This is a genomic window from Vibrio sp. NH-UV-68 (genome assembly GCF_042940635.1).
GTDB lineage: Bacteria > Pseudomonadota > Gammaproteobacteria > Enterobacterales > Vibrionaceae > Vibrio > Vibrio pacinii.
This window is the reverse complement of the sequence record NZ_CP134975.1, coordinates 1758557-1784252: the sequence shown is the minus strand read 5'-3', so window position 1 is coordinate 1784252 and position 25696 is coordinate 1758557. Positions and strand designations below refer to the sequence as shown.

The following is a 25696-nucleotide window of genomic DNA, read 5'->3' as shown; positions in this document are numbered from 1 at the left end:
GAGAAATATTCCCATTTTCATGCTTCGGTTTTTACCTTTATAGAGTTATCGCAATGACGTTTTTTCCCAAATCTTTAATGGTCACCTGTTTGGCACTGAGTGCATGCTCTTCATTTGCTTATGAAGTGAAATCGGGTGGTGACACTGCTGTTAAAAAGCAGGGCGCGAATGCCTATTCTCTTCCTGCCGCCAATTTACCGATGTCAAAGCGACTTGATTTCAGCGTCGGTAACAGCTTTTTTCGTAATCCATGGGTTCAGGCACCAGCCTCAACCGATGCTCGGGATGGCTTAGGTCCGTTATTTAATACTAATGGCTGTCAAAATTGCCACATTAAAGATGGTCGTGGTCATCCCCCTGAGAAAGGCGACAAGCACGCGGTGTCGATGTTGGTTCGTTTAAGTATTCCAGCTATGACAGCAGAACAAAAGAAGGCATACATTAAAGACGGTGTGATTCCAGAGCCCAATTATGGCGGCCAACTGCAAGATTTTGCTCTCCAAGGTGAGCAGCCAGAAGGAACGATTGATATTCGCTATGACGAGGTTCCAGTTACTTTTTCTGATGGCACGGTAGTGACGCTGCGCCAACCGAATGTATCGATTACACAATTAGGTTACGGGCCGATGCATCCCCAGACTCAACTGTCCGCGCGTGTGGCGCCACCTATGATTGGTCTTGGTCTGCTAGAAAGTATCCCTGATCAAACCCTCATCGACTGGTCTGATCAACAAGACCAAGATAATGACGGCATTTCCGGCAAAGTGAATCGAGTTTGGGACGTACGCAAGAAGGATTTCGCGATTGGGCGTTTTGGCTGGAAAGCAGGTCAACCTAATTTGATGCAGCAAAATGCAGCGGCATTCAACGGTGATGTTGGTTTAACCAGCGCCTTGTTTCCACAAGAAAACTGTACCGCGACACAATCCATCTGTGATGATTTACCTAATGGAGGCGCCCCTGAAGTCAGTGATAACATCCTCAATTTCGTTGAATTTTACTCTCAGCATTTAGCGGTGCCTGTTCGTCGAAATGTTGATGATCCGCAGGTTAAACTTGGTCAGACACTGTTTGCTAAAGCAGGCTGTGATAGCTGTCATAAACCGAGTGCCAAGACTGAGGTGCGCTCCGATCTGCCGGCGCTTTCTAATCAAACTATCCATCCTTACACCGATCTTCTGCTTCACGATATGGGGCCTGGATTGGCTGACCATCGACCTGAATATTTAGCCAATGGACAAGAGTGGCGTACGGCGCCGTTGTGGGGTATCGGTTATACCCAAGAAGTGAATGGCCACACCTATTTTCTCCATGATGGTCGAGCGCGTAATTTGATGGAAGCGGTACTATGGCATGGTGGTGAGGCGAAAATGGCTCAGCAACAGGTATTAACATTCAATCAAAAACAAAGAGATGCATTAATTGCATTCTTAAACTCGTTATAGGGTAGGCCAATGGATTTTAAGCAAGTGCTGTTAGCTTCACTGCTGACGATATCTCTGTTAGGTTGCCAGAGCACTGACACACAGACGGTCAACCCACAAATTTCTAGTCATCCTAGTCACCACGTTTATAAGCTTGAGTTTGAGTTTGCTCAACGCTTAAAAGTTGAGTCAATCAATTTATCCCAGACGGTGAGCGATTATTGCGCCGCCAATGGTGATCTTGCGTCGTTAAAGCAGCAATGGCATCGTACTATGCTCGCCTGGATGGCATTACAAGGCCAACAACGAGGGCCTGAGTTGGCATTGGCTCAAAGTTGGAACCTGCAGTTTTGGCCAGATAAGAAGAACACGACCGGGCGTAAGATGCATCAGCTTATCGCGCAACCTAAGCGTTGGACTCAGGCTGAAATTGCTAAGCAAAGCGTTACAGTGCAAGGGTTAGGCGCAATGGAGTGGTTGTTGTTTGATTCGGCGTCTGACTTGTCTACAAACACGTCGACATGCCAAACCGCTATCGCTATCAGTCATAATTTAGCACGAAATACCAGTGAGATTGCCCGTGCGTGGCACACAAATCCATGGCTCAATCTTGATGAAAAACAGTGGCATGCAGAATACATTGCTCTTCTATCCAATCAACTCGATTATAGTATCAAGAAGCTAAGTCGTCCTTTGGCAAATTTTGGTCATCCAAGGCCGTATTTTGCTGAATCTTGGCGCTCACAAGCCTCGATGAAAAACTTACAAGCCAATATTATGGCTTTGCAGGCACTCTATTTGGCTGATGGCCACGGAATCGATGCTGTGCTGCGTGATAGGGGTAAAGCGAACCTGGCAGATAGAATTGTCAATCAGTTCAATACGATGGTAGAGACTTGGCCAAGTGAGCAAAGTGTGTTTGTTTTACTGCAAACCAAATCAGGCTATCAGAAGGTCTATGCGCAACTGAATAAGTTAGAGCAACTCAACTACCTTATTCATGAAGAAGTAGCGATTGAACTAGGTGTCATAATAGGGTTTAACGCAACAGATGGTGACTGATAAAACAAGACGTCGTTTACTTAAAGTCGCTCTGTTGGGCACGGCTTATCCATTGGTCGGGTGTGTATCGACGTCAGCAAAAAACACCCAACCTGCGCTTATTGGCTGTGCGATCAATGGACGCGATCGTTTTTGTGCGGTTGTTGCCAATGCGGATGGTCAGTTTATTCGCCAAGTTGCGCTGCCTGAACGTGGGCATGGTGTTGCCACCCACCGACGCCTGCACCACGCGGTGGCTTTCGCTCGTCGTCCAGGGCGTTATTTTCAAGTGTTTGACTTTAATACTGGCGAGTCGATAAAACTGCGCCCAGCTGATGACAATCGTCACTACTATGGTCATGGAGTTTACTCTAACGATGGACAATGGCTGTATGCGACAGAAGGGCAACGCGGCAGCAGTCGAGGAATCATCGGTGTGTATGACGTTGTTGCAGGCTATCAAAAAGTGGCAGAGTTTAGCGGCTTTGGTATTGGCCCACATGAAGTGATAGTCATGCCGGACGATAGGCTAGTGATTGGCGTTGGAGGCGTACATACCAATGGACGCGAGCCACTCAATCTCACCACTATGTCGCCGAGCCTTAGTTATTTGGATCGAAATGGCGAGCTGGTGGATCAAGTCGGGCTTAGTGATCACAAGCTGAGCATTCGCCATCTTGCTCATGACGGAGATAAAACGGTGTTATGTGGTCAGCAGTATCGCGGTGAACCAGAGGAATACCCAGCGCTATTAGCGATGCATAAAGCTGGGGGGCCGATGGTGCAGCTTGAGGCAGAACCAGAGCAGTGGGCACGTTTTAACCATTATATTGCCAGTATTGCGGCAACTAAGGAATGGATCTTAGCGACTTCACCACGTGGTAATTGCTATGGAATTTGGTCTAAGCAGACACTAAAACTGGTCGAGTTAGCGCCGCTTCCCGACGCTTCTGGTGTCGTAGTGCAGGACGAGACATTTAAAGTAAGTTCTGGGGCTGGGGGCGTGGTGTCTTTATCCAACGCTACGAGTAAGCATGTGAGCCAATCGGGCATCCAATGGGATAATCATTGGTCGGTCATCACCTAATCAAGAAAAACGTAGACGTGGTTAGAACTCTTAGCAACAAGTCATACCTATGTCACTTATCTCTGCCATACTTCTTGAATGGATGTGAAGGGGTGAATCAATGGGAAGATGGACATGCTGGCTGTTGGTACTATGCCTAACACCCACAGCGGCTTTTTCTGGGCAATACTTTAATCAGATAGGTTGGCTTGAGTCGAACAGTCAACTGACGAAAATACTGCAATATCCAGCAGTTGTAGAAGACATCTATCGCAACAATAACACCCAGATGATTTGGTTTGACTTGCAACAAAGCAGCAAGCTGGAGTTTCAATTAGAAGTTATCCAACATGCGGGGTTTAGCCCGTTGTTTTCTCGTCAACTTAGCTACCTTCAGTTCTATCGCAAAAGTAATCGCTGGTATGAATACGACATTCTTGCCACTGACACGCTATTGCTCTATCTCAGCTATGCAGAACTGGCTAAAACTCAAGGCAAACAATGGTTTTTTCAGACGAAACTCAAACGAGGCTTAGATCTGCCACCAAATAGCGCCTTTATTGCCATGCACCGAGCCATTGCTCAGCAGCAACTTGGCGAGTTAATAGAAGCTTATACACCAGACAGTCGTGAGTACCAAAAGCTGGTGGATACCTATCTGCATCTGATTAAGTTTCAGCAACTCGAACTCCCGCTTTATCAACAAGCTGGGTTAAAACGAGTAGGTGATACGCTGGATTATCGTGACGTGTTGCTTCAACGCTTGGCGATGGTAGACATTAACCTAGCTGATGTCCGTAAAGACGTTAGTTGGTATGATTTGTCATTACAAGCTGCGATCAAGCAATTTCAGTATTTACACGGATTAAAAGATGACGGCATTATTGGCCCTGAGACAGTTAGGTGGCTTAATCTGCCGATTGAAAAGCGTTTGGCAACGTTGGCACTGAATGCCGAACGTGTTCGTTACTGGCCTGTGCAACGTGACACTATAATTGTGGTCAATGTTCCTAGTTTTCAGATGAGATATTGGGCGGCAGGAGAAGAGGTTTTTCACTCTAAAGTCGTGGTCGGTAAAAAAGCGCGTCCTACCCCGGTAATGACAACCAATTTAGATTCACTGATCCTCAATCCGACTTGGAATATACCATGGAAGATTATGATCGAAGATATCATTCCGAAAGTGAAACAAGACAAGCAGTACCTGGCAAAACATAATATCAAAATCATACCCAAGTGGGGCTCGCCTGAAGTAGTCAACCCTGCTGAGATTGATTGGGATAACCTGAAACCGCAAGCGTTTCCATATCGGATGACCCAGTTATCAGGAAATGCCAATGCGTTGGGGTTGTATAAATTTAATACGCCAAATCGCCGTGCCATTTATCTGCATGATACGCCGAGTAAAAACCTGTTCACTCAGACTCAGCGCGCGTTCAGTTCGGGTTGTATTCGCGTTGAGAATGCCGATGTGTTTGCCAATTTATTGCTCGAGTCACAAGGTTTGATGATGGAACCTAAGTCAGACAGTGAACCGACCCCAAACCAGTCAATTCCACTGCGAAGCCGTATTCCTGTGCATATCATTTACCAAACGGCATGGTTTGAGGAAGGAACCGTCCACTATCGGGAAGATATTTACCGTTTCGATAGATTTGGTTACACAAAAGGATAGAATTAACACAATCATGACGTGTTTTGTATTTGGTTTATTTTATTAATAGGTTCAATAAGTAAGCATTTCTTACCGTGGCTTACAGCGGTTTGAGCATGTTTTATGCATTTGCACTTCACTATAGAGTTCGGTACGGTCGCTGCCGAAAACAGAATAACTCAATTGTGAAGGTAAAAGATTGTGGCATTATCTCGACGAAATTTTTTAAAATTAGCCGGAAGTGGATTAGTGGTCGCAAGTTGTGCGCCGACGATCGCCTTGGCCTCTTACCCAGAAGAACCTCGCTCGCTTGCTTTGACTAACCTGCATACAAGAGAAGCGCTTGAAACTTGCTATTTTGATGGGGCAGAGTACGTTTCAAAAGAACTGCGCCGTATTAACCATTTGTGCCGAGACTTCAGGCGCAATGAAGTTCATCCGATGGACAAACGCTTGTTCGATCATATTAGCCAAATTCAAACCGAGCTCGGTGTTGAAAGCGAAGTGCAGATCATTTCTGGCTACCGTTCGCCAGCAACCAATGAAGCGCTGCGCAGTCGATCCGATGGTGTGGCGAAGAAAAGCTACCACATGTTGGGGCAAGCCCTCGATTTCCGTCTTGATGGTGTCGAGTTAAAACGCGTGCGAGATATCGCTCGTGAGCTTGATTTTGGTGGCGTTGGCTATTACCCACGCAGTAATTTTGTTCACATTGACACCGGTCCCGTACGTTACTGGGCGTAGCTTCGCCGTGTCTCTGGTTGTCAAAAGGCTCGGCAAATGTCATAGTTCTGCCAGTTTAGAAGATTGCTAAAGGTTAGCTATGTCGCTTAAGTATCAAGTTGTTCCTGTTACCTCGTTCTCTCAGAATTGCTCTATTGTTTGGTGTGATGAAACCATGGAAGGCATCGTTGTCGATCCAGGTGGTGATGTCCAACAACTTAGCATGTTGATTAATCAACTCGGTGTGAAAGTGGTCAAGTTAGTTTTGACTCATGGCCATTTAGATCACGTAGGTGGCACTGAGCCTTTAGCCAGTGAATTGGGTGGTGTTGAGATTGTTGGCCCACATAAAGCCGATAACTTCTGGCTACAAGGATTAGAAGGGCAAAGCCAAATGTTTGGTTTTCCTCTGACTCAAGCATTTGAGCCGAATCAGTGGCTTGATGAGGGTGATAAAATCACCTTTGGTCAGCAAGTTCTTGATGTTATTCATACCCCTGGTCACACTCCAGGCCATGTGGTGCTATTTAGCGAACAAGCGAAATTAGCTTTTGTTGGCGATGTGCTATTCAATGGTTCTGTTGGTCGTACTGATTTCCCTCAGGGTGACTTTAATACTCTGATTACTTCAATTAAAACTAAGCTGTGGCCGTTAGGTAACGATGTGCGCTTTGTGCCAGGTCATGGCCCAGAATCCACTTTTGGTCGCGAACGCGCTTCAAACCCATTTGTTGCCGACGAAATGCCGCTCTATTAACGCGTGTTTAAACAGTAAAGGTCGCTGATGCGGCCTTTTTTATCGCCGTTGTTCATCAAGCTGTCGGCTCAGACTCGGCAGCGGCGAGATAGCGCCGTGCAAGGCCAACGAATTCTTCTGGCGCTCTGTCTAAGTCTTGCGCTGCAATAAAAATATCGTAATCGAAATAACGCCGCTGATAGCGCATGCGGTTGGCTAACATCGCTTGTAGGCCTTTAAACTCCACACCCTCTTCATTTCTATAAATAGCTGAGTCGAGTACAATATCCTCAAAATTTTCGCTTTGTTTATGCTGTCTCGCACCTAAATAAAGCAGCGCTCGTTGACTTAGCAACAGCTCGGTAGCGATGCGTGGGCAAATACTATTGATGTAAGGGGAGTAGCATTTCAACTTGATTCCGATCCACGGCAAGGGGTGCTGCCAACCGTCTTGCTCGTAGGTGCAAATATCAATTTTTTGGATGTTATTCCATTTAACTACCCAACCGCCCTTGAATAAGTGTTGCTGGAAATGCGTGGCAGTGAGAGTAAAACGTACGGTGCTTTTCAGGATCAGTAGGTAGCCGAAGGCGAGCACGCAGCCTATCGCGATTATCGTGATCAACCCCTGCTGCCAACCAGGAGCATACACCATCAAAAATACGCAACCAATGGTAAAAATACCCGTTAGCCAACGTACGGTGATAGAAGAAAATACAAAAGGTTGATTGGTTAAGTGTACGGTTTGCATCCTTCATTACTCAAGTCGCGAGATACCTCTGTTTATATAATCAGTAGTCTAAGAATCGATCACAATAACACTGATTAAATTGTAGTCTGATACCTGCGTATCGGGTATTTTTGTGGCATAAAGGCGTCGATACCCTGTAAATTCAGCCAAAAATTTGCTATAAATCGCGCTTCAAATTTTCACCACTGCCACGTATGCAGTGAAATGGAGAAATACTCGATGAGACTTGCTCATAAGCGTAAGGTGCAGTTAAAGCTGCAAAAACGCATTAAAGCGACAGTTGCAAACGTAGAAGCAACACAGAAAGCCAAGCCTGCTGTTGAGAAAAAGCTAGTGGCCAAGCCAGCAGCGAAACAACAAGTTGTAGCCGCGGCGAAAATAACTGACGTTGCGCTCACTCCAAAGCAACAACAAGTTTTAGATATCGTTGTGAAAAATGCAGACGGTATCAATCCAAAAGGCATTGGCCTTGAAGCGGGTCAAGATGACGCTAAAGCGGCTTCTTGGGCGACTGGCGCTTTGAAAAAACTACTGGAAGAAAACCTAGTAGCGAAAGAGCAGCTTGCGGGTAACAAAGTTATTTACAAAGCCATTTAAACGCCGCAGCAGCGTGCTTTATGCCGCTAAATGTACATTGAAAAGCCTCGATTTTGTCGAGGCTTTATCATTTATTCAATGTGTTATTAATATCTTTGTCACATTTCCAGCTAATGTCTGCGTTGTTTTACTCGCGTTTATCACTACGTAGTTAACGCATGGTAGTCATATTTCTCTTCCGTTTAATTTATTGATTTTTTTACTATAAAATTATCTCGTATCTTATGGATTACGTAGTACTACGTAGTTCTTTAGTCTAACTTCCGTCGTGTGTGTTAAAAAACATCCGTGTTCACGCTGATTTCATCTTTGCTAATGATCGACCACTCTGTAATCGATATAGAACATATCTAAAAAGGTATGACCCGTTAACAAAGGACGTGAACATGAGTGTTATTAAAAAATCGCTAAAACGAATTTTTAAAGGAACCGCAATGGCAGCTGCGTTAGCTGTTATGGCTACTTCTGCTTCTGCGGCAGAAAAAGTATATCGCTTGAAGCTGGCAGAAACATGGGGACCAAACTTTCCAATATTTGGTGATGCCACCAAAAATATGGCCAAAATGGCTGAAGAGATGTCAAACGGACGTCTACAGATTCGTATCGACTCTGCCAACAAACATAAAGCGCCGCTAGGTGTTTTCGATATGGTTAAGTCTGGCCAATATGATATGGGCCACTCAGCGTCGTATTACTGGAAAGGTAAAGTGCCAAACACCCTTTACTTCACTTCGATGCCTTTCGGCATGCTACCAACAGAGCAGTACGCATGGTTCTACTACGGCGGTGGTATGGAACTAATGGAGCAGGTTTATTCTCAACATAACCTTCTATCGTTCCCTGGCGGTAATACCGATACCCAGATGGGTGGCTGGTTCCAAAAAGAGATTAACTCCGTTGAAGACTTACAAGGTCTGAAAATGCGTATTCCAGGGTTTGCCGGTGAGATCCTTGCCGAACTTGGCGCCAAACCGACTAACATTGCCCCGGGCGAGCTTTATACCTCACTTGAGCGTCGTACCATTGATGCACTAGAGTGGGTCGGTCCATCGCTTGATTTACGTATGGGCTTCCACAAAATTGCGCCTTACTACTACACAGGTTGGCATGAGCCAGCAACAGAACTTCAGTTCTTGGTTAACAAACGTGTATGGGAACGTCTACCGGCTGATCTACAAGCTATCTTACGTGTCGCGATGAAGACTGCAGCCTACGATATGTACACACAGTCAAAACACGAAAGTGGTAAGAACTGGGCGTCAATCAAGTCTGAGTACCCTAATGTCATGGTTAAAGATTTCCCAGAAGAGGTCATGACAGCGCTACGTGAAGCTAATGATCGCTTGCTAAAAGATCATGCAGAGAAAGATGCATTGGCGAATGAGATTCAACAGTCTCAAGCGAACTACCTAAATCAGGTTCGTCCGTGGTCTAACATCTCACATCGCGCTTACCTCAACAGCCAAGCACAACAATAAAAGATTTGGCGTAACAATAACAATAAGCGAATGGGTGACGTTGTCACTCATTCGCTAGCCCAAGAAACCTATCAGATAGTACTTCGCTGCTCTATGAGTGGCATCTATTCAAAATTCCATGGAGTAGGGAATGAGAAGCCTAATATATATCGAGCGAGCATTTAATCGCCTTGGTGACTTCCTCGGATGGTTATCGAGCATTTTATTTATCTTGCTACTGGCCAATGTCGTCTACGATGTTGTGATGCGCTATGCGTTCAATGATGTTTCCATTGCGTTTCAAGAAATGGAATGGCATCTATTCTCGGCCGTTTTCCTACTCGGCGTTCCTTATGCGATTAAATCCGGTGGGCATGTTCGCGTTGATTTGTTTTATGAGCGTCTGTCGAACAAAGCTCAAGCCATTATCGATGTGCTCGGTACGCTGTTTTTCTTATTCCCATTTTGTCTGCTAGTGGCTTACTACGGCGTCGACTTTGCTCGCGAGAGTTACGAGCTAGGCGAAACATCCGGTGACCCTGGTGGTCTGCCTTACCGTTGGATAATCAAAGCGATGATCCCACTTTCATTCTTCTTTATGGCGATCAGTGGCGTTGGTTTATTGCTTCACTCCATCAACAAAATCGTCAATCCACATCTTATATATTCACAAGAGCAAAAGTAAGGAGACAAGAAAATGGTCGGTATTGTAATGTTTTTTGTAGCCTTGTTTGCTTTGCTACTTGGCTTTCCAGTTGCGTTTACCTTTGGCGGTATTGCGTTGATTTTTGGTGTGTGGGCAGAAGGCATGGATATGTTTGCCTTTATGCCATATCGAATCCAGTCGATTATGGAAAACACCGTGTTAATGGCCGTTCCCCTGTTTGTCTTTATGGGGTTGGTATTGCAAAAAACGCGTCTTGCTGAGCAACTGCTAGAATCGATGGGCAAGTTATTTGGCGGCGTTAATGGTGGTATCGCGATCTCTACCGTATTGGTTGGTGCGCTTTTAGCGGCGTCAACAGGTGTTGTTGGTGCTTCTGTTGTTGCCATGGGGTTGATTTCACTCCCTGTTATGCTCAAGTACAATTACGATAAAGGCTTAGCGTGTGGCACCATTTGTGCTTCTGGTACGCTTGGCCAGATCATCCCACCTTCTATTGTTTTGATTCTGCTTGGCGACGTACTAGGTGTCCCTGTCGGTGACTTGTTCCAAGCGGCGATTTGGCCAGGTTTCGTGTTGGTTGCAGCTTACATCATCTACATACTTATCTATGCCAAATTAAACCCTGAATCGGCCAAAGCGATGCCAGCTGATGAGAATCTTAATCGTAAGCAAGAAGTTATTGCTGCTCTGAAAGCGGTGGTCCCGCCATTAGCGTTGATTATTGTGGTACTGGGCTCGATTTTTGCGGGTGTGGCGACACCGACAGAATCGGCGGCGTTGGGTGGTGCCGGTGCGATTGTACTCGCGCTACTGTATGGTCAATTCAGTTTCATGATGGTTTATGATGCGGCCAAAGAAACGGTTAAAGTGACGGCGATGGTCTTTGCGATCTTGCTCGGTGCAACGGCTTTCTCAATGGCGTTTACCTACACAGGTGGTGACTATTTGGTTGAAGAGTGGATGCTTCAGCTTCCAGGTGAGAAATGGGGCTTCTTGATTATCACTATGTTGGTTATCTTAGTGTTGGGCTTTTTCATCGACTTCGTTGAAATCTGTTTCATTATTGTGCCAATTATAGCGCCAGTGGCTGAACTGATGGGCATCAACATGACATGGTTCGCAATCCTCGTTGCGATGAACTTGCAGACATCATTCTTAACCCCACCGTTTGGCTTTAGTTTATTCTATCTAAAAGGGGTCGCTCCAAATGGTGTGACAACCCGAGACATCTACCGAGGTGTAATGCCATTCATCGCGATTCAGGTGTTGGTCCTGGCTTCCTTGTTGGTCTTCCCTGGATTCTACGGAATGTGATCAACAAGTTACGATTTGATCACAACTCCTGCTAAAGTGAGGCTGCTTAACCGAAAGGTAAGCAGCCTTTGTTTTTTTATTGGGGAAAGGGATGCCTCTACAAGGAAAACTCATACTTCTCAGTCTACTGCCACTTATGTTGGTGACGGCATTGACCAGTTGGATATCTATCCACCAAGCTAAAACGCTGGGTGAAAAAGAGATTCAAATTTTTGAAGATGGATTGATTCGTTCCAAAGAGACAGCATTGAAAGATTATGTTGACCTTGCTTTTGATGCTATCGGGCATATCTACAATGACACCAGTTTACCTGAGCAACAAGCCAAACAGCAGGTTAAAGAGGTGTTAAATAAGCTTCGTTACGGCAAAGATAAAGACGGCTATTTTTTTGCCTATGATCAATTTGGCGTCAACTTAGTTCACCCGATACAGCCAGAGTTGGTCGGACAAAATCTTCTGCTTCTTCAAGACGAAAATGGTGATCACCTTATTGAAGCTCTGCTTAATGAGGCACAAAATGGTGGAGGTTTTCATCGTTACTTATGGCAAAAACCATCAACAGGAGAAAATGTCCCTAAACTCAGTTATGCCGCCTGGCTTGAAAGGTGGAACTGGATGGTGGGAACAGGGCTTTACATTGAAGATGTTACCTATGAGGTAGCGAATTTAAAGTCCGAGGTTAATAATAACATTGATACGACGTTTTTCTCGGTGATCGTCATTATGAGCGTCACCGTAGGAGTCATTGTGGTGATTACGCTGGCAGTTAACCTGCATGAACATCGATTGGCGGATAAGAGTTTAAAAGAGCTTGCGCATAAAACAGTGATGTTTCAAGAAGATGAAAAAAAGCATCTGGCCAGAGAGCTACACGATGGTATCAATCAGTTATTGGTATCGAGCAAGTGTCATTTGGAGTTATTGGCCAGTAAAATTGATGACGCTCCCCTTAAACAGCACCTGGCTCAATCGCAACAATCGTTGATGACGGCGATCAATGAAGTGAGGCACATTTCGCATAACCTGAGACCAAGTGCGCTTGATGATATTGGCTTAGAAGCCGCATTAAACAGTTTACTGCTAGACTTTAAGGCGCACTCAGGTATCGATGTTGAAGCGACACTCAATACTGACTCTTCGAGTAAGCTAAAATCGGAAGTGGCGACCACATTGTATCGCGTTGCTCAGGAGTCACTGACCAATATTGAAAAACACGCTCACGCTGACAGCGTCAGTGTCATTTTGCAGCAGATGGGCAATATGCTGCAGTTGATCATTCGTGATGATGGGGTCGGGTTCGATGTTAATGCAACCTTGAGGAAAAGCGGCATTGGTCTGCGTAATATGCGTGAACGTGTCGAATTTATTGGTGGCGAACTGGATATCGAAAGTCAGCCAGGGTTGGGCACTGAGATAACCGTATTGTTGGAGTTGGACGGATTAGTTTATGGATGAACCGATTAAAGTGGTGATTGTTGATGATCACCAAGTTGTTTTAGACGGTTTTAAAGCGCGACTGCAGACCGAATCTGATATTGATGTTGTTGGCTCTGCAAGTAACGGGCTAGAGGCGATAGAGGTTGTGAAGGCGCTGCAACCGGATGTTGTTTTGATGGACGTTAGCATGCCACTGATGAACGGTATTGATGCAACGAAGGTGATCAAAGAATCGATGCCTGATGTAAAAGTGTTGATGTTAACCATGCATGACAATCGAGAGTACATTATGAAAGTGATGCAGGTGGGGGCCGTCGGTTATATGCTCAAAGAAATCTGCGCACAACGCATGGTTCAAGCGATCAAAACTGTCTATCAAGGCTCGACCTATTTTTGTGAATCGGTCACACAAACCTTGTTTTCCCAAGAAGTGATCCCCGCAGCGCAACGGCCAAATCCACTCAGTCGACGAGAAGAGGCGATCTTGAAGTTGGTGGCGGAGGGCAATAGTAGTAAAAAAATCGCATCACTTTTAAATATCAGTTACCGCACAGTGGAAACACATCGGCAAAATATCAAACACAAACTGGACTTACACAGTACCGCGGAGCTAGCAAAATACGCACTTGAGCAGGGTATCGTTGCGTAGTGAATGTTTTTCTTGTGTAAAATTTGGCGTGACTTGGTGGTGGCGCCACAATTTTCTGTTTTGACCTCATTTGTCGTTACGACAAGAAATCTGATTAGTTGTTGTCTGTATTGATTGTGTATAAGCGTGGTTCCAATCGCTTTAATGGACTCCACGCGAGAAATGAACCAGCTTATCGATGCGTTATTTACCCAAGGATATTATGTTTGGGATGACTTTCTGTCGCCAAATGAAGTTGAGCAGCTACGGCAGTGTCTACCTCCTGAATGGGAAAAAGCACGAATCGGGCGTGGTGAGCAAGCAGTGCGTGCAACCTCAATTCGCAGTGATAAAGTTCATTGGCTACACCGAGCGATGGACGCCCCTGTTTTGTCCTACCTCGATAAGATGGAATGCCTACGATTAGAAGCAAATCGCCATTTCTTTCTTGGTTTATTTGAGTATGAAGCCCACTTTGCCAAGTACGAGCGAGGAGATTACTACCAAAAACACCTCGACAGTTTTAAAGGCAATGAGAATCGTAAACTGACAACCGTCTTTTACTTGAACGACTCATGGACAGTGGATGATGCTGGCGAGCTAGCGATCTATGACCTTGAAGATAAGCACTTGCTGACCATCGCCCCAAAGTCAGGTCGGTTACTGGTGTTTTTTTCTGAGCAATTTCCACATGAAGTGTTGCCGACCAATAGTGAGCGTTACAGTATTGCTGGGTGGTTTCGCGTCAATGGAGTACAAAACAACCGGCTTGATATCGCCAACTAGATACAGAAGTGACAGTTTTCACGGGTTAAGCCATGTACACCTTGTCGACTAGCAAGGTGTTGTTGTCCTTTTGAACGTCCCATCTGATAACCTTGCTCTAATAAAGTTTGTTTCATGGTTAAACGCTTGACGGCAAATGTCTGTGAGGGTGCGATAACTCTGATGGTGGCATCAACAGGTGGATGGCGAATAAACTCAAGCGATTGATTGTAGCGCCTAGCTCGGTCGACCATCGCATCGCCTATCTTTGGATACTGTTTAAGAAGGCGTTTAAAGACTAACGCACTTTTTCGTACTGGCATTTGATAGCTGAGCGGATGAGACAGTATTACCGTGATCTCTCGTGCACCACGACGATAAGCTTCGATGACAGGGATCGAATCGGCGACGCCGCCATCGGTGTAACAGCCACGTGATAAACAGGGAGTCTGTTTGTAGGCGATTGGCAGCGCGCTAGTGGCTTCTAGCACTTTCTCTAAATTGTCAGCATTTACCTGATAGTAGTCAGCACGGCCTGTTTCGATATTAGTCGCCGTCGCAATTAAAGGGATGTTGTTAAACATAGTATCGGTATCAAGCGGATACTGTTGATTCGATTGTGTCACCAACCACTTTACATCAACAAGGTTGCCTCCTTTAAGGAAGCGAGCAGGATTATAAAACTGCTTATCTGTCGCAAGTTGAGTAATCACTTGGTAACTACGACCAGATTGTTTGGCTAAGTACCCGACTAAATTAGAGACACCCGCCGACACTCCAAGTGCGAAATCAAAGGGATAATAGTTTTGCTCGATAAATTGATCTAACACACCTGCCGCAAAAATACCTCGCATTGCCCCACCTTCAACCACTATCGCTTTCATCGTTACTTCATCATCTGCTGTTCTTCAATATCGACAGTGTAATTAGTGTTGCTAGGTTTTTGAAATGGGTGGTGTATATCACTGCGATAGAGTGTTCCTATTGATAGAAAATACCAATGTAATTGATAGGGAATGACAGGTTCAAGATAACACCAATAAAGACTAGCTTAACTAAATGGCCAGACAAACAAGCAGTTAAAATGATTGTCTGTGCATATACACAGGTGTTTTCTTGCATTGCTATTAAACTGAACTATACTGTTTATAAACACAGGTTAAGGAGGTGTGTATGTTGTTAGAAACGATTGAACGTGTAAACCGCCTACGCCAACAAGCGTTGAGCGATCCTAAATTTCTTAATTCTGCCAAAGAGCATGAGAAAGCATTGCAGGCGCAAGAACAACGTTGTGTGAGCCAAGCTAATAAAGCTAAGTCTCGTAAGGATCGAAGTCTTGCCAATATCTACCACCAAGCCGAATTTGGTCAGCGTAGTGATAGTTCAACTCACTAGATGCGGCTTTTATGTGGCATAAAAAGTTATTACTAGGGGAGCACTTAGCTCCCCGTTTTTGATATTTTATTCATCGATTCGCCAATGGATCATGCTGCATAGAGAGGATGAATGTTTTCATCTGGTGATATCGACATTAGGTAGAAATCATCCAAGTTACTATTGAGATATTGAAAAACTTCATCGTCAATTAGTTTATCCGTCACCATCGGCTGCATGATGTCGATAATTTCATTGGCTGTAAGACGATCACGATACGGGCGGTCTTGCGACAAGGCTTGAAAAATATCGGCAACAGCGATGATTCTTGAGGGTAAATCAAGGTCTTTAGCTGATTTATTGTACGGGTAACCTGTTCCATTGAGTTTTTCGTGATGATTTGAGGCCCATTCTCCAATCTTTGAGTTAGGGAACACCATCTGCAGCGCAATTTCTGTGTCGATAGTGTGACGTTTGATGTGAATATACTCTTCAGCAGTGAGCTGACCGGGTTTATGCAAAATCTCGTCTGGTGTACGCAATTTACCGATATCATGAACCAATCCAGACACATATAACATACGTGCAGTGTGCCTAGGTAGATGCATTGCCAGAGCAAGGTGTAAGCACAACTCGGCAACTTTGATTGAATGCTGGTAAGTAAAAGGACTTTTAGCATCGACAATACCCGCAATAAAGCGGCCTAACTGAATCAGATCATGCATCGAGAGATCTTTGTGCAGCCATTCTAAGTGAGTGAAGTGCAACGGTATTGATTCAATGTTTTCAGGCTCCATCGCAAACCAAAAACCATCTTTGGTCACTAATTCACACAGAACTTCAACGTATTCTGGACGGAAAAGCGTGCCGCTGCGTTTATTGAGTTCGTCAGATATTTCCTTTTTGCGTAGTGTTACCAAGTCAGCGCTATTAGAACTAATATGTTTGGCACGCAGAAAGTCCAATCGATCCGAAATAAAAATAAGCGCCGCGATATCCTTCTCGTAAGGAGACAAATCGATCTCTTTCAATAGCTCCCAATGGGTATGATGATGAAGAATGATTGTAGAAAACTTGGCCAGTAAACTGCACTTATTAAGGGCGTTAAATCCGACAGAGCAGTGCGTTTGGACGTGGGCTGGTGTTAATTCACGGATAAGTTCTTGGTGTTCATTCGTTTGCGATACACCACAATCGTGTATAAGGCCTGCGAAAAAAGTAAACTCTTGTTTTTTTATCGGCCAGTTGAGTCGTTTCGCACACTCATGCGCGATATAGGCGACGCGATGATTGTGGTGAATGTCATCGACACCGACATAGTCTAGTGCCCGAGCTACCCAGACGAGCGCGTGCTTAAGATCCACAGAAAAGGATTCGGCACCTACGGTTTTTATCTTTTCCACCAACGAACACCTCAAGCTAATGATAGTTAGGTAATTTTCAATCACTGAAAGGCTAGTCTAAAAAAGTTGCTTCACGAGTGATGCTGCTCAAAATTACAGTATTTGAGTTGGTAAATGTGATGAGTGGTGTGAAATGCGTTGATATCCAAAGTAGGCCTTGCACCTCAAAAACATGCTGATGAATTTGAGGTGCCACTAGCCTTTATGAATGTTCGAATTGATCAGCGAAATGAACGCCCCCTAAGAGGTAAACGAACTTGTTTGAGGGTATTCGTGACACGAGGTTTAGTCACTGTTGTGTGCTTAATTGACTCAAATAAAACAGGATCAAATGCATCTGGCTGTTTGAGATCATGACATAAGCTGTCGATCAGAGTCTTGTCTACGTCCCACATCGTGAAAAGGTGAACATAGTGCCTCTGCTCTTTATCTTGGCCTTCTCCTAAGCTGATGCTCTCTTTAGCAAGCGAGTAACGGAAAATGATCGACTCATTCGGTTGGCAGAAGATAAGAGAGAGCGACAATGGTGTTCTTTGTAACCATAATCCTTCTGGTAATCCCACTCCCTTGTTGCGCCAAAACTCGGCCACAAGAGACAACTGCTCATAAGCATAATGTGCCATTTGTTGTGCTTGCATGGCGAGCTCGATTTGTTGCTGATAACTGTTACGAGCAAAATATTCCCAAAGTACTAGCGGAGAGAGCCCATTACGTGAACCAGCAAAGGTGGTATCGGGGGAGCCAATGTATTCTGGGTTATCAGGTGGGGAAACCATAAATTGTTGTTTGGTCATGTAGACGCCTGTCGGCCAAGGAGCCCCCGGCCATTTATGTCCGCTAGTGACAATCGAGTGAACCATAGGGTTACTGAAGTCAAAATTAGGCCCAGTGTCGTCACCATGCTTGGCAAAGTACGTCTGATACTCTTGGCAATCCTTGGCCATTTTAATGAAGGGCAGGTAGCTGGCGCCAAGTGCTCCATCGATATGAAGCCAGTAACCTGTGCGAGTCTCGTAGTGGCTCTGGGGATCTTTAGGGTCAACGGGCACCTTTCTTTGCCACAGTCCATTGGCTTTTAAAATTGGTTCCAATCGACGAGTAACATGGTCAACATCATCATAGGCGCCTTTAAACGTCGTACCGCAGTTGAGAACCACCAAAATAGGGTGACCTTTTTCAGCAAAAAACGTCACGTATTTAACGAGTTTTTCAATATCAATTGCACCGGAGCCTGCTGGAAGGTCTGCAGTTGGTTTCTCTGACTCGACCTCGCTTGGCCAAGGTTTTCCTATTTCGACGGGGTTCTGTTGCGGGTAAAGTCGATTCCCAAGTTCACCAAAGGTATCGATTTTTTCAACCGCCATCGCCTTCACGATCGAGTAATGAGTGTCCTCTGAGAAAAATGCGACAGGAGTATAGGCATTGGCGTTTTGTGGTGGTGGGCAAGGGTAGTGTGCATAGACTTCGCTATTCATTATGGTTGTGCCGGTTTCGGTTTCAGATCGTATTTCCTCTTCTAACAACATCACACCGCTTAAATAGTCTCGAGCATTGAGCATCGCATATAAGTTTCCTTCGGTACTGCCCATGGTAAGGACATAACCCCAGTAACTCTGTGGATCACCTGATTGAAGCTGGTTGTTCTTATCGATATATGGCCCTTGAGATGGCCATTTTGCATTCCATAAACAAGCAAAATAGTCGAGCACCGAGCGCTCTACACATTTTGAATTGATCGTATAGTTGCCGTTGACGAAAGGGTCACCCACGTTGTTTAGACTGGCGTTAAGAAAAGGGGGTAAATGACTTTGATAGTGGATTTTTTCTTCCGTTTGATAACCAAGAAAGTGCTGTTTTTGTCCATCAACATAGGCAAGAAGTTGTCGAAAAACTTGGTCTTGTTCACTTGCCGTTTGCCCACCGGGAGGCAGCTCTACATCAAAGCTGTTAACGGCTTGTTCGGTGTAGTGAAAATCATAATTTCTTTCGGCATAGATCTTGGTCGGATCTGCTGAAGGTGGGGAGATCTTGCCAAGCGCGAAGTCGGGCACCTGTTCTATCCAGGGGTCTCGCCTAGGACCGTACTTAATGTTGGTTTTTTCACTCATAATTGTTGCTCCAAGTTTTTAAGATTGTTTTATCCGGAACAAGTAGCGAGAGCTTTTTCGCTACCTAGCCAACCACGATATGTTCGTGTATCGCTTACTATAGTCACCTGGTTGAATATTAGCTTGAGCAATTTTCAAAGTATTAACTCAGTCGCATATATGCTTGTCGGGATTTACTAAAGACTAAATAAGGCGATTTTTCGAGAATAAATACTATTCAAATGTTGATAGTTGTTGTCAAAACAGCTACACATTCTATTGGTAACTTAGTTGCATATAATTAAAAAGAGTTATCATGGCTAGGTGATAGATTGGTTTTCGTCTTTGCGTATTGAGTGATCAGTAACGTGAAGCACAAAATTAATGACCAACATCATCAAAAATACCGCTCTAACACGCAAACCGTGAGGTATAAGATGAATTTAGGCTTTAAATCAAGAATTTACATTGGCGTAGGGGTGCTCGTCGCGGCTTCTCTCATCGTATTGGGCACGCTCAATATCGTCGCGATGAGAGACAATATGGTTGACGGCCTAGTGGCGAAAACATCAGACAAACTGAGTTTTCATGTGGCAGAGCTTGAGCAGATGATGACGTTTAAAACTCAGGCGATTAAGAATGGTGCCAAAAGTTTTAACCTCCAACTCAACGATGACGACAATCAACGCTTAGTTGAACTTCTGGCGACAAGCGCTTCGATTTCAAATGTCATCATGTCCTATCAAGACGGTCGTTCGTATATGTCGCTTGACGATAGCAAATATGATTTTCGTACCAGGGATTGGTATCAAAGTGCGAAAAACGCCTCTGACGTCACGGTTACCGGAGTATATAAAGACCAAATTACTCAACAGAAAGTGGTCAGTGTAACGATGCCTGTTAAGCAAGAGGGGCAGGTGATAGGCGTTTTATTGGGTGATATAAAACTTGGCGATGTGATCAGTGCGGTGAGCAATATGCGTTTTGCTGGTGGTGCAGCGACACTAACTGACAACAATGCGGTATTTTTTGCCAGTGACGATCCGAATGATATCGGAAAAACCCCTTCGCAAATTAGCGCAAATTTCGCTGACATGGAGCGCGCCTTTTTCTCGCAACAATCTGGCCATTTAAGTTTTCCTTATCTCGGTATTCAATTTGATGGTTATTTCGAACGCGTTAACTTGACCCCCGATATGTATTGGACCTTGATGGTATTTGTTGATCAAGAGAGTGCGCTGGTGGATGTTTACGCAGCAATGTACGAATCTTTGCTGACCGGCGGCATATTACTGCTTGTCAGCTGTGGCGCGATTTTTGTTATTTTACAATACGCTTATCGACCGCTGTTGAAATTAAAAAGCGCGGTGCTTGACTTGTCTCATGGTACCGGTGATCTGACGCAGCGACTCAAAATTGAAGGCGATGATGATTTAGCTCAGATAAGTCAGGGCTTCAATCGATTTGTTGAAAACCTCCAAGAGATGATGCTGCATATATCGCAAGCCAGCCAAAATATCTCGGTTAGTGCTAAACAGTTGGGCACGACGGCGCGTGAAAATGAGGCCAAACTGGTGACCCACTCAAGTGAAACAGAGCAAGTGGTGACTGCCATTACTGAAATGAGTGAGAGCGCTCGAACCGTAGCAGAAAACGTCAATCAATCAAATCGCATCACCGAAGAGGCGAGTAAAGAAGCAGAATCATCTCTTGCCATTGTTAATAACGCCGTTAGCACCGTAAGTGCGTTAGTGACAGAAGTAGAGGACATGTCAAACCGCATTCTTCGCATGAATCAAGACGCGAATAAGATCAGTAATGTGTTGACTGTGATTGGTGAGATCTCTGAACAAACCAATTTACTTGCGCTTAACGCTGCGATAGAAGCCGCTCGCGCGGGTGAGCAGGGTCGGGGTTTTGCCGTTGTTGCTGATGAAGTTCGTGCTCTTGCCGGGAGAACGCAAAACAGCACGATGGAAATTTCTGACATGCTTAATCAGTTACTTGGTGGTACAGAAAGCGTCGTTAAGGCTATGGACTCAACCAAAAGGCAATGCCAAGAGACCGCCGATAAAACCGCTGAAGTGTCTGAAAGCCTGACCGTAATGAGCACATCGGTACAAGAAATTGATGATGTCAGTACTCAAATTGCGGCAGCTACAGAAGAACAAAGTACCGTAGCAGAAGAGTTAAGTCGTAATATGCTGTCGATCCGAGATATTGTCGAGTCATTGGTCACTAGCGGTCAGCAAACGGTACAAGCGACGGAGTTGCTTAATGACACCAATGACGATCTTAAGCGACAGGTCGCCAACTTTAAGCTGAGCTAATTCAAACAGTTAAAGCGATAAACTGTAAAAAATCAAATCGGCTTAACTGAGCGTTAAGCCGATTTTTAGTTTAACTTATCAAACGACACACGGCTCTCAAGGCAACAGCTATTCATTTTGGCGTAACTAATTTTTGGGCAAAAGTTTCTTAGTTAAAATGACTTAGAGGAATAAATTCACATAAGAAAAAGTATCTTGAGACTTTAAAAATTTGTATGTTTGCAGCTTATGTCCATCTAAAATCCTACTGTCAGATATGAAATTATAATACCTAGGTCTTATTTCCATTAACCATTAATACTTCTTTGTATTATCGCATTGGTGAATACGTCAAACCGAGTTTTATCAATGAGAGTCAGATCATACTTCAACTGTGTACGTGTTTTCTACAGGTCATTGATACCTTACCATTCTGCCTGTTTACAATTTTTTAATAATCAACTTATGAAATTACCTCTATTTGCCTTATCTACCACGCTACTGATTAGCACTTCCTCTTTTGCTGACACTTACACTTATGTCTTTTGCGGCCTACCTGACGGGAGTGATTGGGATTGGTTAATTTCAGAGCAGGATGACTACATCACCATTGAAGGAAATTGGGGACGCGTAACAGAGACAACGGGGCGGTATTTTGATGTCTTCAAGGTTAACGAGCATACCTTTTATACCAAGGTGTTACGTTGTCCAGCGGGTTACATCCCTCAACCAGCAGATAGAGGTACATCGCGTTGGCAGATCTTCGAAATCATTCGAGCCGATGGCTCAAGTTATCTTATTGACGCATATACAACCTATTATTTCCAAAATTCAGTTGAGTCAAACTTTCAACTTAGAGTTTAATCAGAAACTTCTCAGTTTAGCGCTGTACCGCCTAAAAGTAAGGCTCATTTTCTATGTTTAAACCATTCTTACTAGCACGTTCTATTTTGGTATCTTGTATCTACTCAGTACGAAGAGTGTGATTAAAGAGAACGGAAAATTACTTTAACTTCAATGATTTGAAGAAAATTGAGCGCGTTTTTGAGGGCTCAAAAACGGTGAAACCCCGATGTTGGTAGTAAGCAAAATTGTAGGGTATTGATTTTTAATGTTTTCATTGTTTTATAGAGCATTTCGTATCTTAAAGTGGCGTCTTAAATGCGAAAATGCTCTAATTGGTAAAGGCTTATAAATCAATCGTTTGTAATTTTGCTATTACTGTATAAGTCCACCCTATAGCGACTGGCATCGACCACTTTACGCACCTCTTCTTCATTTGCTTTTGTTGCCAATTGCCGCGCAAAACAAATCTTACCGAAAATTTCATGCATAGTTTTTCTTAAGCAGTTTTCATTATTTGAAATGTGAGGAGAAGAACATGGCAATCCGATACTTAAGACCGAGTCAGTACATTGAGGAATTTTATCCTGGATCTGGTATGTGCAGCGCCACGATCATTAATTGGATAAAAATTGGGAAGCTGGGCGGCACTCGAACCCCCACAGGCCGATACCTTGTCTGTATAGATGAGGATATAGGCAACCCAGCCGATCGAATTTCAGAATTAGTCAGATTTCTGGAGTCGTAATGGTAGGTCGAGCAAGAAGTAAAGAAACGGCTCACTACCCAGCATTTCTTGTGCGAATGAGCCACAGGGGAGAGCTTCGTTTTCGCTTTACAACAGTTGAAGGTGTTAAACGACTTTTCCCTAGTGGCACAACTGAGCAAGAGGCGATTCAAGCGGCATATGTTTATAACATGCAGAACAGGCCGGAATTGACGCAGGATTTTAATCTCAGTGAGCCAACCCAATTTCAAAGAGCAATCTCAAAAGGGCGTAGAGATAAGTTTAATAAGCCATTAAAAGATTGGCTCCCTGTCGTGTTGGCCCGTGTCAAAGCCGAAGAGAAGCTTTCAAAAGATGTATTTAGAAACTTAGAACGCGACTGCGAAAGGTTAGAAGAGCATATGGGTAAGTGCTTAACAAAATCGCTGAAGTTACAGCATATCAATGAGCACATTGGTAAATACTATGCTGAGCTCAATAATCGACAGCTAAATGGAAAAATTAGCAATCTGAAAAAGATATTTTCCTATTTGGCTGATGAGAGTGCTATAGAGAGTAACTTTGTTCTCAACAAGAAACAGCGACGTTTATCCAAAGAGGATTACACCAAAGCGCGTCACAACTTAGATTATGAAAGCTATCTTCAGATTTACGAAGCAGCACCACTGTTCTTGAAAGTAGCAATGTCTTTAACCCTAGAGACGACTCATGCTGTGCGAGAAATCTACAGATTGCGCTATCGAATCAAGAAGCCCAGAGAAGGTGTATGCGGCATCCTTTGGAATCCAGAGGGCAGGGTAGATTACATTGACAGCCAACCTATCTACGGAACGCTTTATATCCACCGCCAAAAAGTCCAAAAGTCTGAGACCTCTGCGGTAGCGATTCCTGTAACTCAGGCGATTAAAGACATTGTCGACCTATCCAAAACCTCAAGGCTGCACTGTCCGTATGTGGTGCATAGAAAACCTCGCCAGTTGCAGCGTGGCATTTCTAAGGAAACGGATCATCTTTATCAGGTTCACCACCACAATATAAGCAAAGAGTTCAGCAAGGTAAGAGACTCTTTGGGCCTATACGATCACCTCAAAAAATCTCTTCGACCTACCTATCACGAGATTCGAGGTCTATCGGCTAGAATGATAGAAGAGCAGGGCATAAGCGCAACTGAGCGAATGGCCCATGCGAATGCAGATACAACGAAGATATACACGAGAGAAAATGATATTCGCTGGAATCAGGTTCCAGCGATTGAGGTGAAGCCAAAAGTGAGTTAGTGCAATAGCGCTCTTCATCTAAGTAGATCAGAAAGGCTATATTGAAGAGCAGACCAGGGAAAATGGCGGTGTAATTTTGCTAATTGTTATCGCACTTCAAACTTGATACTAAGTTTTTCCACAAACGGGTAGCTTGTTGTTAGAACTAAAGTTGCTAATAATTTCTGAGTCAGACTTTTTCTTATCTTCTTCTAACGAGTAATTAAAACTAACTTGAGGATCACTTGATAGTTTTGAGTACAAAATTGGTCTTAATATTCGCGTCTTATTGTCATTATATGGACTTCTATTCCCATTGTTCGGATTTCTCTTAGCTGAAAAACAGTATATTTTTCTTGGGTCCTCACTATCACTCTTTGACAAAGATTCAACCATAGCAACATCAACTTCTTGAGTTCTATGTAAACCAACGGTTAAGGGGATAAAGTTAGAGAGATATTCATAAAATTGACTTAAGATATCACGCAAATTTTCTGACCACTCAATACCAAAATATGTTCTTAGCTCCTGAGCTGTGATCAAAAGCTTCCTGGTATTAGCCGGAGCAACTAAGTTATCTGAGATGTCATTTTTCTTCAAAAACTCTAGCTCCAAAAGTGCATGTTCTGGTCTTTTAGCATCGTTTTTATCGTACAGCTTAACTAGTACAATATAGTCTACCGCTTTAAATGTGAACGGAAACGCATCGATCACCCAACCGTTACTTTCCATGTCTGTTTTGAGTACCCTAAGGTTTTCTAACACATTCATAACGCTACCAATTTATTCTATTATCGTTGTACACATTACAATCTAAATGCCCTTAACTGTACAGCGTGTATTGTGAAAAAAGCTCACAATTTAGAATAAAAATAGGATATTTCTGAACTGTGATTTCGAACAAAAACATAACTATTGTTAGCTGTCGCTTCGTGGGCTTAATCTTTACGTTTAGGCATTTATGCGCCACAACGTGCGCTAACAATCAATGTGCATATCACATAATGAAATATTGGAATGTAGTTCTGTATAGGCTTTTGTTATCAGATTCAGTACGGAGTTTGTTCACTAGTCCTGTCACTCCAAGCATGGAGTGACAGGACGGACAGCGCCCGCCATTACTACCTTCCGAGCTAATTCTCAGAATTACCAGCGAATGACGCCGAACCCAAACTGACGCTGAGAGCGTCACTAAATTTGAATACTCAACGCTCATCGCACACAATGAAATGGAATTAAATACGCAGCTATTGCTGCACAGATTACTCGTAGAAGAAACCACTTAATTTACCAGCGCATTCTTATCTCACCAGCCTTACGGGCTTCTGGGAATTAAAACAATTGTTCGTGGCTTACAGTCAGTCAATTGTACGGAATTTTTGCCGCGCAGTAGTCTCGCTCCAATACCTAATTACTTCACTGAAGTGATAGGCGTT

The 25696-nt window shown here is 44.0% G+C and carries 22 protein-coding genes; 17 read left to right on the top strand and 5 right to left on the bottom strand.

Going from position 1 to position 25696, the window contains the following annotated elements; genetic code table 11:
* Positions 1-53 precede the first annotated feature (53 nt).
* From ViNHUV68_RS08135 to ViNHUV68_RS08110, 6 genes are all read left to right on the top strand, one after another.
* Complete coding sequence (locus ViNHUV68_RS08135; RefSeq protein ID WP_391087208.1) at positions 54-1445, top strand: di-heme oxidoredictase family protein; 1392 nt, start codon at positions 54-56, stop codon at positions 1443-1445.
* A gap of 9 nt (positions 1446-1454) precedes the next feature.
* Positions 1455-2486 carry an imelysin family protein gene (locus tag ViNHUV68_RS08130; RefSeq protein WP_391087205.1) on the top strand — a complete coding sequence of 344 codons (1032 nt, stop codon included), beginning with the start codon at positions 1455-1457 and terminating at the stop codon, positions 2484-2486.
* Entirely contained in the window at positions 2476-3552 is a 1077-nt protein-coding gene (locus ViNHUV68_RS08125) for a DUF1513 domain-containing protein (protein WP_391087203.1), read from the top strand. The genes ViNHUV68_RS08130 and ViNHUV68_RS08125 overlap by 11 nt, the downstream gene beginning before the upstream one ends.
* A 100-nt stretch (positions 3553-3652) precedes the next feature.
* Entirely contained in the window at positions 3653-5206 is a 1554-nt protein-coding gene (locus tag ViNHUV68_RS08120) for a L,D-transpeptidase family protein (RefSeq protein WP_391087200.1), read from the top strand.
* Positions 5207-5386: 180 nt separating this feature from the next.
* Positions 5387-5929 (top strand): DUF882 domain-containing protein, encoded by a 543-nt coding sequence (locus ViNHUV68_RS08115; protein WP_391087197.1) that lies wholly within the window; start codon positions 5387-5389, stop codon positions 5927-5929.
* A 79-nt stretch (positions 5930-6008) separates the two neighbouring features.
* The gene (locus ViNHUV68_RS08110; RefSeq protein WP_038172437.1) at positions 6009-6665 is read left to right on the top strand and encodes an MBL fold metallo-hydrolase; all 657 of its coding nucleotides are present in this window, start codon (positions 6009-6011) and stop codon (positions 6663-6665) included.
* Positions 6666-6720: 55 nt separating this feature from the next.
* Here ViNHUV68_RS08110 and ViNHUV68_RS08105 read toward each other — a convergent pair whose 3' ends face one another.
* Positions 6721-7395, bottom strand: coding sequence for a DUF2982 domain-containing protein (locus ViNHUV68_RS08105; protein ID WP_038172434.1), 675 nt, complete (start codon positions 7393-7395; stop codon positions 6721-6723).
* A 219-nt stretch (positions 7396-7614) separates the two neighbouring features.
* On the opposite strand from ViNHUV68_RS08105, the gene ViNHUV68_RS08100 reads away from it, so the two are divergent.
* From ViNHUV68_RS08100 to ViNHUV68_RS08070, 7 genes are all read left to right on the top strand, one after another.
* Positions 7615-7992 carry a hypothetical protein gene (locus ViNHUV68_RS08100; RefSeq protein WP_038172431.1) on the top strand — a complete coding sequence of 126 codons (378 nt, stop codon included), beginning with the start codon at positions 7615-7617 and terminating at the stop codon, positions 7990-7992.
* Between the two features lie 386 nt (positions 7993-8378).
* Entirely contained in the window at positions 8379-9470 is a 1092-nt protein-coding gene (locus ViNHUV68_RS08095; protein ID WP_038172428.1) for a TRAP transporter substrate-binding protein, read from the top strand.
* Positions 9471-9600: 130 nt separating this feature from the next.
* Positions 9601-10134, top strand: coding sequence for a TRAP transporter small permease subunit (locus tag ViNHUV68_RS08090; RefSeq protein ID WP_038172425.1), 534 nt, complete (start codon positions 9601-9603; stop codon positions 10132-10134).
* Positions 10135-10146: 12 nt separating this feature from the next.
* On the top strand, positions 10147-11430 hold the full coding sequence (locus ViNHUV68_RS08085) for a TRAP transporter large permease subunit (RefSeq protein WP_391087193.1): 1284 nt from the start codon (positions 10147-10149) through the stop codon (positions 11428-11430).
* Positions 11431-11521: 91 nt separating this feature from the next.
* Positions 11522-12886 carry a cache domain-containing protein gene (locus ViNHUV68_RS08080; protein ID WP_391087190.1) on the top strand — a complete coding sequence of 455 codons (1365 nt, stop codon included), beginning with the start codon at positions 11522-11524 and terminating at the stop codon, positions 12884-12886.
* Complete coding sequence (locus ViNHUV68_RS08075) at positions 12879-13517, top strand: response regulator transcription factor (protein WP_038172413.1); 639 nt, start codon at positions 12879-12881, stop codon at positions 13515-13517. The genes ViNHUV68_RS08080 and ViNHUV68_RS08075 overlap by 8 nt, the downstream gene beginning before the upstream one ends.
* A 162-nt stretch (positions 13518-13679) precedes the next feature.
* Entirely contained in the window at positions 13680-14282 is a 603-nt protein-coding gene (locus tag ViNHUV68_RS08070; RefSeq protein WP_038172411.1) for a 2OG-Fe(II) oxygenase, read from the top strand.
* Here the strand turns inward: ViNHUV68_RS08070 and ViNHUV68_RS08065 are convergent.
* Positions 14279-15145: a patatin family protein gene (locus ViNHUV68_RS08065; protein WP_038172407.1), complete on the bottom strand. Its 867-nt coding sequence runs from the start codon at positions 15143-15145 to the stop codon at positions 14279-14281. The two genes, ViNHUV68_RS08070 and ViNHUV68_RS08065, sit on opposite strands and share 4 nt — an antisense overlap.
* Before the next feature lie 289 nt (positions 15146-15434).
* On the opposite strand from ViNHUV68_RS08065, the gene ViNHUV68_RS08060 reads away from it, so the two are divergent.
* Entirely contained in the window at positions 15435-15656 is a 222-nt protein-coding gene (locus ViNHUV68_RS08060) for a hypothetical protein (protein ID WP_038172406.1), read from the top strand.
* An 89-nt stretch (positions 15657-15745) separates the two neighbouring features.
* Here the strand turns inward: ViNHUV68_RS08060 and ViNHUV68_RS08055 are convergent, their stop codons facing one another.
* Both ViNHUV68_RS08055 and ViNHUV68_RS08050 read right to left on the bottom strand, forming a co-directional pair.
* Entirely contained in the window at positions 15746-17038 is a 1293-nt protein-coding gene (locus ViNHUV68_RS08055; protein ID WP_391087185.1) for an HD domain-containing phosphohydrolase, read from the bottom strand.
* Between the two features lie 221 nt (positions 17039-17259).
* On the bottom strand, positions 17260-19146 hold the full coding sequence (locus tag ViNHUV68_RS08050; RefSeq protein ID WP_391087182.1) for a glutamate decarboxylase: 1887 nt from the start codon (positions 19144-19146) through the stop codon (positions 17260-17262).
* 416 nt (positions 19147-19562) lie between these two features.
* Between ViNHUV68_RS08050 and ViNHUV68_RS08045 the strand changes: the two genes are divergently transcribed.
* The 3 genes from ViNHUV68_RS08045 (at position 19563) to ViNHUV68_RS08035 (ending at position 24281) form a co-directional block, all read left to right on the top strand.
* The gene (locus tag ViNHUV68_RS08045; RefSeq protein ID WP_391090297.1) at positions 19563-21455 is read left to right on the top strand and encodes a methyl-accepting chemotaxis protein; all 1893 of its coding nucleotides are present in this window, start codon (positions 19563-19565) and stop codon (positions 21453-21455) included.
* 444 nt (positions 21456-21899) lie between these two features.
* Positions 21900-22298, top strand: coding sequence for a hypothetical protein (locus ViNHUV68_RS08040; protein ID WP_038172398.1), 399 nt, complete (start codon positions 21900-21902; stop codon positions 22296-22298).
* Positions 22299-23024: 726 nt separating this feature from the next.
* Entirely contained in the window at positions 23025-24281 is a 1257-nt protein-coding gene (locus tag ViNHUV68_RS08035) for an integrase (protein ID WP_391087179.1), read from the top strand.
* A gap of 108 nt (positions 24282-24389) precedes the next feature.
* Here the strand turns inward: ViNHUV68_RS08035 and ViNHUV68_RS08030 are convergent, their stop codons facing one another.
* On the bottom strand, positions 24390-25031 hold the full coding sequence (locus ViNHUV68_RS08030; protein WP_391087176.1) for a DUF6037 family protein: 642 nt from the start codon (positions 25029-25031) through the stop codon (positions 24390-24392).
* Positions 25032-25696: the final 665 nt, after the last annotated feature.

What these genes read in the sequence shown, in the direction of transcription:
- ViNHUV68_RS08135 (WP_391087208.1), top strand. Translation starts at nt 54, where the DNA reads ATGACGTTTTTTCCCAAATCTTTAATGGTCACCTGTTTGGCACTGAGT.
- ViNHUV68_RS08050 (WP_391087182.1), bottom strand. Translation starts at nt 19,146, where the DNA reads ATGAGTGAAAAAACCAACATTAAGTACGGTCCTAGGCGAGACCCCTGG.
- ViNHUV68_RS08100 (WP_038172431.1), top strand. Translation starts at nt 7,615, where the DNA reads ATGAGACTTGCTCATAAGCGTAAGGTGCAGTTAAAGCTGCAAAAACGC.
- ViNHUV68_RS08080 (WP_391087190.1), top strand. Translation starts at nt 11,522, where the DNA reads ATGCCTCTACAAGGAAAACTCATACTTCTCAGTCTACTGCCACTTATG.
- ViNHUV68_RS08125 (WP_391087203.1), top strand. Translation starts at nt 2,476, where the DNA reads ATGGTGACTGATAAAACAAGACGTCGTTTACTTAAAGTCGCTCTGTTG.
- ViNHUV68_RS08065 (WP_038172407.1), bottom strand. Translation starts at nt 15,145, where the DNA reads ATGAAAGCGATAGTGGTTGAAGGTGGGGCAATGCGAGGTATTTTTGCG.
- ViNHUV68_RS08030 (WP_391087176.1), bottom strand. Translation starts at nt 25,031, where the DNA reads ATGAATGTGTTAGAAAACCTTAGGGTACTCAAAACAGACATGGAAAGT.
- ViNHUV68_RS08085 (WP_391087193.1), top strand. Translation starts at nt 10,147, where the DNA reads ATGGTCGGTATTGTAATGTTTTTTGTAGCCTTGTTTGCTTTGCTACTT.
- ViNHUV68_RS08060 (WP_038172406.1), top strand. Translation starts at nt 15,435, where the DNA reads ATGTTGTTAGAAACGATTGAACGTGTAAACCGCCTACGCCAACAAGCG.
- ViNHUV68_RS08095 (WP_038172428.1), top strand. Translation starts at nt 8,379, where the DNA reads ATGAGTGTTATTAAAAAATCGCTAAAACGAATTTTTAAAGGAACCGCA.
- ViNHUV68_RS08110 (WP_038172437.1), top strand. Translation starts at nt 6,009, where the DNA reads ATGTCGCTTAAGTATCAAGTTGTTCCTGTTACCTCGTTCTCTCAGAAT.
- ViNHUV68_RS08105 (WP_038172434.1), bottom strand. Translation starts at nt 7,395, where the DNA reads ATGCAAACCGTACACTTAACCAATCAACCTTTTGTATTTTCTTCTATC.
- ViNHUV68_RS08040 (WP_038172398.1), top strand. Translation starts at nt 21,900, where the DNA reads ATGAAATTACCTCTATTTGCCTTATCTACCACGCTACTGATTAGCACT.
- ViNHUV68_RS08070 (WP_038172411.1), top strand. Translation starts at nt 13,680, where the DNA reads ATGAACCAGCTTATCGATGCGTTATTTACCCAAGGATATTATGTTTGG.
- ViNHUV68_RS08130 (WP_391087205.1), top strand. Translation starts at nt 1,455, where the DNA reads ATGGATTTTAAGCAAGTGCTGTTAGCTTCACTGCTGACGATATCTCTG.
- ViNHUV68_RS08120 (WP_391087200.1), top strand. Translation starts at nt 3,653, where the DNA reads ATGGGAAGATGGACATGCTGGCTGTTGGTACTATGCCTAACACCCACA.
- ViNHUV68_RS08090 (WP_038172425.1), top strand. Translation starts at nt 9,601, where the DNA reads ATGAGAAGCCTAATATATATCGAGCGAGCATTTAATCGCCTTGGTGAC.
- ViNHUV68_RS08035 (WP_391087179.1), top strand. Translation starts at nt 23,025, where the DNA reads ATGGTAGGTCGAGCAAGAAGTAAAGAAACGGCTCACTACCCAGCATTT.
- ViNHUV68_RS08075 (WP_038172413.1), top strand. Translation starts at nt 12,879, where the DNA reads ATGGATGAACCGATTAAAGTGGTGATTGTTGATGATCACCAAGTTGTT.
- ViNHUV68_RS08045 (WP_391090297.1), top strand. Translation starts at nt 19,563, where the DNA reads ATGAATTTAGGCTTTAAATCAAGAATTTACATTGGCGTAGGGGTGCTC.